General features: G+C 60.2%; 8 protein-coding genes. 6 read left to right on the top strand and 2 right to left on the bottom strand.

Translation table 11 applies throughout. The annotated features are described in order from the left end of the window. The first annotated feature begins 60 nt into the window (after nt 1–60). The 4 genes from GY33_RS0107075 (at nt 61) to GY33_RS0107090 (ending at nt 3,231) form a co-directional block, all read left to right on the top strand. The gene (locus GY33_RS0107075; RefSeq protein ID WP_031386665.1) at nt 61–723 is read left to right on the top strand and encodes a GOLPH3/VPS74 family protein; all 663 of its coding nucleotides are present in this window, start codon (nt 61–63) and stop codon (nt 721–723) included. Between the two features lie 22 nt (nt 724–745). Continuing rightward, nucleotides 746–2,359 (top strand): Na/Pi symporter, encoded by a 1,614-nt coding sequence (locus GY33_RS0107080; protein ID WP_031386666.1) that lies wholly within the window; start codon nt 746–748, stop codon nt 2,357–2,359. 234 nt (nt 2,360–2,593) lie between these two features. After that, complete coding sequence (locus tag GY33_RS21950; protein ID WP_031386667.1) at nt 2,594–2,848, top strand: type II toxin-antitoxin system Phd/YefM family antitoxin; 255 nt, start codon at nt 2,594–2,596, stop codon at nt 2,846–2,848. After that, nucleotides 2,845–3,231: a type II toxin-antitoxin system VapC family toxin gene (locus tag GY33_RS0107090; protein ID WP_031386668.1), complete on the top strand. Its 387-nt coding sequence runs from the start codon at nt 2,845–2,847 to the stop codon at nt 3,229–3,231. The genes GY33_RS21950 and GY33_RS0107090 overlap by 4 nt, the downstream gene beginning before the upstream one ends. A 117-nt stretch (nt 3,232–3,348) precedes the next feature. On the opposite strand, the gene GY33_RS0107095 is transcribed toward GY33_RS0107090, so the two are convergent. Both GY33_RS0107095 and GY33_RS0107100 read right to left on the bottom strand, forming a co-directional pair. Then, nucleotides 3,349–3,813, bottom strand: a complete 465-nt coding sequence (locus GY33_RS0107095) for a hypothetical protein (RefSeq protein WP_152555117.1) — start codon at nt 3,811–3,813, stop codon at nt 3,349–3,351. Nucleotides 3,814–3,835: 22 nt separating this feature from the next. Continuing rightward, on the bottom strand, nt 3,836–4,861 hold the full coding sequence (locus tag GY33_RS0107100) for a serine protease (RefSeq protein ID WP_051822388.1): 1,026 nt from the start codon (nt 4,859–4,861) through the stop codon (nt 3,836–3,838). 208 nt (nt 4,862–5,069) lie between these two features. Here GY33_RS0107100 and nifU point away from each other — a divergent pair, with 208 nt between their 5' ends. Then, the gene (nifU, locus tag GY33_RS0107105; RefSeq protein ID WP_031386671.1) at nt 5,070–5,915 is read left to right on the top strand and encodes a Fe-S cluster assembly protein NifU; all 846 of its coding nucleotides are present in this window, start codon (nt 5,070–5,072) and stop codon (nt 5,913–5,915) included. Further along, nucleotides 5,912–7,096 (top strand): cysteine desulfurase NifS, encoded by a 1,185-nt coding sequence (gene nifS / locus GY33_RS0107110; RefSeq protein ID WP_031386672.1) that lies wholly within the window; start codon nt 5,912–5,914, stop codon nt 7,094–7,096. Before nifU ends, nifS begins: the two co-directional genes overlap by 4 nt. Nucleotides 7,097–7,191: the final 95 nt, after the last annotated feature.

Raw genomic sequence — 7,191 nt, forward strand, 5'->3', positions numbered from 1 at the left:
TGCCGCCCCCGACTCACGATCGTGAGACGAGTATTCCACTTTTGCGCAAGGAGACCTCCAATGCTGACATTTGCCGAAGAAATCCTGCTGTTGAACCTGGACGACAAAAAAGGTTCTTTTCTTTCCACTGTCCCGGACCAAGCCCTGCGCACCGCCCTGGCCGGAGCCCTGTTGATGGAGCTGGCCGTGCTGAACCGCATCGACACGGATCTGGACGCCCTGCTTGTGGTCGCCCCTGATCCCACAGGAGATCCCCTGCTGGACGAGGTCCTCCACCACATCCACACGGGAGAGGCCGACCAGCCCGCGGCCTTCTGGCTGAATGAGATCGCCTGGAAGATCGACGACCTGCGGGACCGCATCGTCCAAGGCCTGGTGGAAAAGGGTGTGCTCAAGATCGAGGACCGCAAGGTTCTCTGGGTCTTTCCCCAGCGCCGCTACCCGCTCCTGGACGACCGCGAAGTCAAGGAAGTCCGGGCCCGGCTGCGGGACCTGCTCCTGGGCGACGACATCCCGGAATACCGGGACGCGGTGCTCGTGGGCCTGGTCCACTCCTGCGGCATGGTCGATATCCTGTTTACGGACCAGGAACTGCCCCAGATCATGCCCCGGCTGACCAGACTGGCCCAGCTTGACCTGATCGGCCGAGAAGTGGACCGGGCCATTCGGGAAATCATGATGGCCATGACCGCGCATAATATTCGAGGGGTCGGGTTCTACTAACCAATCTGATCACGAGGCCGTCATGGAAGGGATTGGAAGCCTGATCGGAGGCATCGGCGTCTTTTTCGTCGGCCTGCACCTGCTCAGTACGGCCTTGAAACAAATGGCCGGACGCCGGTTTCGACTGCATTTCGCGAAATGGGTGGGAACATCGGGTCGGGCCGGACTCGTGGGGCTCACGGCCGGGTTCCTGTCCCAGTCCATGTCCGCTTTGTCCTTCATCGTCGGCAGCCTGGCCGGGGCCGGGATGATCCCGGTCCGGCGAGGCATGCTGGTCATCTTTTGGGCCAACGCCGGGATCGGGATCATGATCCTGCTGGCCGTGCTGGACATCAAGACCATGGTGTTGCTGCTCCTGGGCCTGGCCGGAGTCAGCTTCGCCTTCAAGCGCCCACGCGGCTTCGAAGCCCTGTCCCAGGCCCTGTTCGGCGGGGCCATGCTCTTTTACGGGCTGATCATGCTCCGGGCCGGGGCCGAACCCCTGGCGGAAATGCCCTGGTTCGAGAGCGTGCTCATGGCCGGCCATTCCTCCTTCCTGTTGGCCTTCCTGGCCGGAGCCCTGCTCACGGCGCTCTGCCAGTCATCCACCGCGGTATCCATCCTGGCCATCGCCATGACCCAGGTCGGCCTGTTCTCCATGGAACAGACCATGATGATCATCTACGGCACCAACGTGGGGTCCGGGGCCATAAGCTGGCTGCTGGCCGCGACCATCCGCGGAACGCCCAAGCAGTTGATCATGTCCCAGGTTCTCTTCAACTTCATCGCCGGACTGGTCTTCGTCTCGCTGTTCTACCTGGAATTCCTGGCAGACGTCCCTCTGGTCCAGGCCCTGGTGAACAGCCTGGGCCTGCCTCTGGAACAGCAGGCGGCCCTGGTCTACCTGCTCTTCAACTGGGGCGGAGCCCTGGTTCTGTCCCTGCTCCTGACGCCTTTCGCCCGAGGCATCGAGCATTTCTGGCCGGCCACGAAGGAAGAGGAATGGTCCCGGACCCGCTTTCTGCGCGACGACCTCACGGACGCCCCGGAACTGCACCTCGGACTGCTTGCCAGGGAGCAGGCCCGCCTGATCTGTCGCCTGCCCCAATACTCGGCCATCCTCCTGGAACAGATCCGGGACGACCGGGGCAAGGTCCTGGAGGCCCTGCACGCTTCCTTTCTGGCCGTATCCAAGGAGATCGACGCACAAAGCAGCGACCTGCTCGGTCGTCCCTTATCCCATAACGGTCTGGAACTGCTGCTGGTCCTGCAAAACAAGCAAAAACAGTTGGAAGCCTTCGAAAGCCTGCTGTTCCAGTTCTCCCAGTACTGCCGGGAATGGACCGGCAACCTGCGCTCAACCTTTCAGGGCACCTTTCTCCAGGGACTCGACTTTCTCCTGCACACCGCCTGCGAGGCCGAAACCTCGGATGACGAAACCGACATCCAGCAACTGGTCCGCCTGACCCAGGACAAAGGCGACGTTTTCCAGTCCATCCGCAACGCCTACCTGAGCGGCGAACAGAACATGGACATCCAGGACCGCACGGCCTTCCTGGAACTGACCGGCCTCTACGAACGCATGGTCTGGACCCTGGGCCGCCTCGCCGCGCTTCAGTCGGCTCAGAAGCGGTTGGCCGGTTTCGCAAGTGATTAGGCCCGGTCCTTCATTGGGCCTTCGTAGATGCTCAGCCCCAGTATCTCATTGCATGAGCGACACACTGGAGGATACAGAATGATCAAGACAGTCAACCAAGCCCACCGTATTATCTTCATGTAAAAACCATGCCGGACACCGCCTAGTCTTTCTCCATACAACAACCTGTAACAACTGAAGAAAAAATATACAGCCCAGCTTGACTTGGGCAGACTCCTAGCCTACTTCTTGGTCATGACATGTATAAACATCCACGAAGTCAAGACTCATCTCTCAAGTTGCCTTGAACGCGTCGTAAAAGGTGAGCGGATCATCATCTGTAAGCGCAACTTGCCCGTTGCGGAATTGATCCCTATTCGGCGACAAACGCGTGCTAAGCGTCCCATTGGGCTGGCCGGAAAAGAGTATCCGGGGTTCCGTGTCGATCAGAAATTTTTCGACCCCCTGCCCGCTGACCTTGAAGCCGCGTTTTCTGGCGAAACCGCATGAAGATTCTTCTGGATACCTGCACCTTTCTATGGATCATTGCCGGCAGCAAAGAACTCTCTTCCAAGGCCAGGGACGTTTTTGTCGATCCAGACGTAGACGTGTATCTCAGCGCTGCGTCCTGTTGGGAAATAAGCGTCAAATGGTCGCTGGGAAAACTTGAACTGCCTCAAGAGCCGCGGCTTTTTGTTTCCCGGCAGCGTGACAAACATGGCGTCCTCCCCTTACCCATTTCTGAAGAGGCAACCTTCAATCTACCCAGTTTGCCCAAAATCCACAAAGATCCCTTTGATCGAATCTTGATTTGCCAAGCAATCCAAGACGGAATGATTTTGCTCACTCCAGATCCGATGATCACGACCTACCCCGTTCGGACAGCCTGGTAGTAACGTTCGTTTACACTGTGGAGACCATGGTGCCTGAGGGCAAGCGTTGACGGGATTGCGCGGCAGTTCCTTTCGCGAGAGAGCTTCCCGTCGACGATGAGCAGGGAATGGAACGCGTCAAGCTGGTTGTCGCGGCGTCTCGCCGTGCCCGGCCTTCTTGCCTGACGCGTTCAAGGACAGAACATAGCTGTTGATGCCTTCCTGGGGCCAGTAGCGGGCTTCGAGGGAGTCCAGCAGTTTGCCGGCCATGCACAGCCCCAGGGCCTCGAAGGTTTTGACCTGCAACAGATGCAGTTGATCGGTCCGGAGATAGTGGTCCAGCGGACCACGTATCCCCGGGTACTCGATCACCACTTGAAATCCATCGTCCTGTACCCGGAAGCGGGCGGAGATGTCCGCGTTGTGTTTTGAGGTCTTGATGGTGCTCAGGGCATAGAGAAAGACTTCCTCCACGGCCAGTTGCAAACGCTTGGCGTCGTCTTGCGGCGTATTCCGCACCCGGCACAGCGCCTCCAACCCGGCATTGACCACCGCGACCATCTCCCGGCGTGGGGTCACCGTTACACGGACCACCTCCTGCATTCCCCGCCCCCTCGCAATGCGATTAACGCGAGCCCGCCTTGGATTCGAGGGCCGCGGGCCGAGTTCCCATGAAGCGTCGCCCAAACATCCAGACCACGAAAAAAGCCGCCAGGATCAACCACTCCCCACCCAGGCCTTGCCCAGGAGCAACGGTGCAACCTCCACCGCCGTCGTCCGCGTCGCAGTCGCCGACCCCGGAAACGCCCTTGACCCAGCCGCAGTAGTTGGCCATCCGGACATAGACTCCATAAATTCCCGCAGTTCCGCACTGCAACCCCCAACTGGTCACCCCGGCAAGATAGGCGTTCCCCGATCCGTCGCGAACCAACATCGGCCCTCCTGAATCCCCCTGACAGGTATCCTTCGAGCCGTCTCCGGGGCCGGCACCGATCATATTGCCGGTGATATTGAACAGTGGCGGCGGATAGGCCAAAATCAACGCGGCCTGGCTGACAATGGGAAATTGCGCCTCCTGGAGAATCGTTGGAAAGCCGCCCCTCGGCCCCAGTGCCCCCCAGCCCGCGACCCAGGCCGAAGCACCGGAATTGGTCAAACCAGCCGGATCTCCGGGTGGGATCAACGGCAAAACTCCCCAAATTGTTCCATCAGTGGGGGATCTGGTCAACCGAAGCAGGGCCAGGTCGGAATCATTGTTATTGGCGTTGTACTGTGGGTGCACCACTATCTGCGCGATGGGGATACGATCTCCTCCTTGGCCGCGCAAGTCCGTTCGTCCGCTGAGCACGTGCAGATCGCCGGGATTGTATTTCACGGCCCCGCTCCGGTCCGTCACGCAGTGCGCGGCCGTGAGCACCCACTGGCCGGAAATCAGCGTACCGCCGCAAAAATGGGCCCGAAACCCGTCATCCACGTCGGCATGCAGCACGCCCACGATCCAGGGCCAATTCCTGATGTCCGTATCCCGACCGCCAAGAATTTTTTCGATGGCAGGATCACGTTCATCCTGACCGGCCCAAACCGGTCCGGAAACGAGCATCACGGCTCCCAGCAGTCCAAGTACCACTCCCTTGACGAAACGCATGTTCATGACCACTCCTTTTGGTTGATCGACTTCTTCATTGCTGATCAATTTACTCAGACTTTTTCACAGTCCGAAAAAACGGCATGTTACATGCCGGAATATCTAAACATAGCCTGAACAACGGACCGTGACAAGCCTATTGAACCCAACGTACAAAAAGCATAGGTTCTTTGTCGCGCATCGAACACGAACACTCTTTCCAGGAGTTCCAGCCATGTGGGATTATACCGACAAAGTCCGCGACCATTTTCTCAACCCTCGCAACGCCGGTCCGATGGACGACCCCACGGTGGTCGGCGAAGTGGGCAGTCTGGCCTGCGGCGACGCACTGAAGCTGTTTTTAAAAATCGACGACGCGGGGCGGATAACCGACGCAACCTTTCAGACCTTCGGCTGCGCCAGCGCCATCGCCTCCAGCTCCGTGCTCACGGAGCTGCTCAAGGGCAAAACCGTGGACGAAGCCGCGGCCATCACCAATAAAGAGATCGCCATGGAACTGGGCGGACTGCCCAGGGAAAAGATGCACTGTTCCGTCATGGGCCAGGAAGCCCTGGAATCGGCCCTGAAGCGCTACCGCGGCGAGCTGGACCCCCTGGTCAAACCCGAGGGCGAAATCGTCTGCAAGTGCTTCGGCGTCACGGACGTCCAGATCCGCCGGGCCATCACCGAAAACGATCTGACCACGGTGGAGGAAATCACCGACTACACCAAGGCCGGTGGCGGTTGCGGAGAATGCGTGCTGGACCTGGAGCGCATCCTGGCCGAAACCCGGGGCACGGAACCGGCCAAACCCAAGCCCGTCGCGCCCAAGCGCAAGCTGACCAACCTCCAGCGGATGCAGCTGGTGACCAAGGTCATTGACGAGGAAATCCGGCCCAGCCTGAAAAAGGACCGCGGCGACATCGAGCTGCTGGACATCGAGGGAGCCAAGGTATTGGTCTCCATGCGCGGGGCCTGCTCCGGCTGTCCTTCCAGCCAGTTGACCATCAAGGAACTGGTCCAACGTCGGTTGCGCGACGCCGTGGACCCGGACATCATCGTGGAGGAGGTGCGCTCATGAAGGTGATCTACCTGGACAACAACGCCACGACCAGGGTCGCCCCGGAAGTCCTGGAGGCTATGCTGCCTTTCTTGCGGGAATCCTACGGCAACGCCTCCAGCATGCACGGCTTCGGCGGCCAGGTCGGCAAGTTCATCACCGAGGCCCGCGAACGCACGGCCCAAGGCCTGGGTTGCTCCCCAGAGGAGATCATCTTCAGCTCCTGCGGCACGGAAAGCGACAACACGGCCATCTTTTCCGCGGTCCGCTCCCAACCGGAAAAGCGGCACGTGGTGACCACCCGGGTGGAGCATCCCGCTGTCCTGAACGTGGCCAGCCATTTGGAAATCGCCGGGTACGAGGTCACCCATCTGAAGGTGGACGAACTGGGACGACTGGATTTGCAGGAACTGGAGGACAGCCTGCGTCCGGACACGGCCCTGGTTTCCATCATGCACGCCAACAACGAAAACGGAGTGATCTTTCCTCTGGAACGGATCGCCGAGATCGTCAAAAGCAAAGGCATCCTCCTGCATACCGACGCGGTTCAGACCGTGGGCAAGCTGCCAATTGACCTGCAAAAGCTGGCCGTGGACTTCCTGGCCCTCTCCGCCCACAAGGTGCACGGCCCCAAGGGCATGGGCGCGCTGTACGTCCGCCGGGGCGTGCCGTTTCGTCCCTTCATGCTCGGCGGGCACCAGGAAAAAGGCCGGCGAGCCGGAACCGAGAACGTGGCCGGGATCGTAGCCCTGGGCAAAGCCATGGAATTGGCCGCGGCCGGGATTGACGAGGAAAACACCCGGGTCAAGGCCCTGCGCGACCGCCTGGAACAGGGGATCATGTCCGCCATTCCGGACGTGCGCCGCAACGGAGACCCGGAAAACCGCCTGCCCAACACCTCCAGTTTGGCCTTCAAGTACATTGAGGGCGAATCCATCCTGCTGATGCTGGACCAGTACGGCATTTGCGCCAGTTCCGGATCGGCCTGCACCTCGGGCAGTCTGGAGCCGTCCCACGTGCTCCGGGCCATGGGCGTACCCTTCACCTTTGCCCACGGCTCCATCCGCTTCAGCCTGAGCCGGTACACCACGGACGAGGAAATCGATTTGGTCCTGCGCGAACTGCCCGGCATCGTGTCCAGGCTGCGGGCCATGTCACCGTTCACCGGAAAGGACGAGGCCGCCCCGGGCTGCGCCTGTTGAGAAGGCAAACCGGATGCGGCTGTCGCCTTATCGCAATTCTCGGTATCGGTATCGGGATCGATAATGGCTTATGCGCTCAACTTTCGGGGTTGCGG

It is taken from the genome of Desulfonatronum thiodismutans (assembly GCF_000717475.1).
Taxonomy (GTDB): domain Bacteria; phylum Desulfobacterota; class Desulfovibrionia; order Desulfovibrionales; family Desulfonatronaceae; genus Desulfonatronum; species Desulfonatronum thiodismutans.

Bases quoted from the DNA above. Each gene is read 5' to 3' on its own strand.
- GY33_RS0107075 (WP_031386665.1), top strand. From the start codon at position 61: ATGCTGACATTTGCCGAAGAAATCCTGCTGTTGAACCTGGACGACAAA.
- GY33_RS0107080 (WP_031386666.1), top strand. From the start codon at position 746: ATGGAAGGGATTGGAAGCCTGATCGGAGGCATCGGCGTCTTTTTCGTC.
- GY33_RS21950 (WP_031386667.1), top strand. From the start codon at position 2,594: ATGACATGTATAAACATCCACGAAGTCAAGACTCATCTCTCAAGTTGC.
- GY33_RS0107090 (WP_031386668.1), top strand. From the start codon at position 2,845: ATGAAGATTCTTCTGGATACCTGCACCTTTCTATGGATCATTGCCGGC.
- GY33_RS0107095 (WP_152555117.1), bottom strand. From the start codon at position 3,813: ATGCAGGAGGTGGTCCGTGTAACGGTGACCCCACGCCGGGAGATGGTC.
- GY33_RS0107100 (WP_051822388.1), bottom strand. From the start codon at position 4,861: ATGAACATGCGTTTCGTCAAGGGAGTGGTACTTGGACTGCTGGGAGCC.
- nifU (WP_031386671.1), top strand. From the start codon at position 5,070: ATGTGGGATTATACCGACAAAGTCCGCGACCATTTTCTCAACCCTCGC.
- nifS (WP_031386672.1), top strand. From the start codon at position 5,912: ATGAAGGTGATCTACCTGGACAACAACGCCACGACCAGGGTCGCCCCG.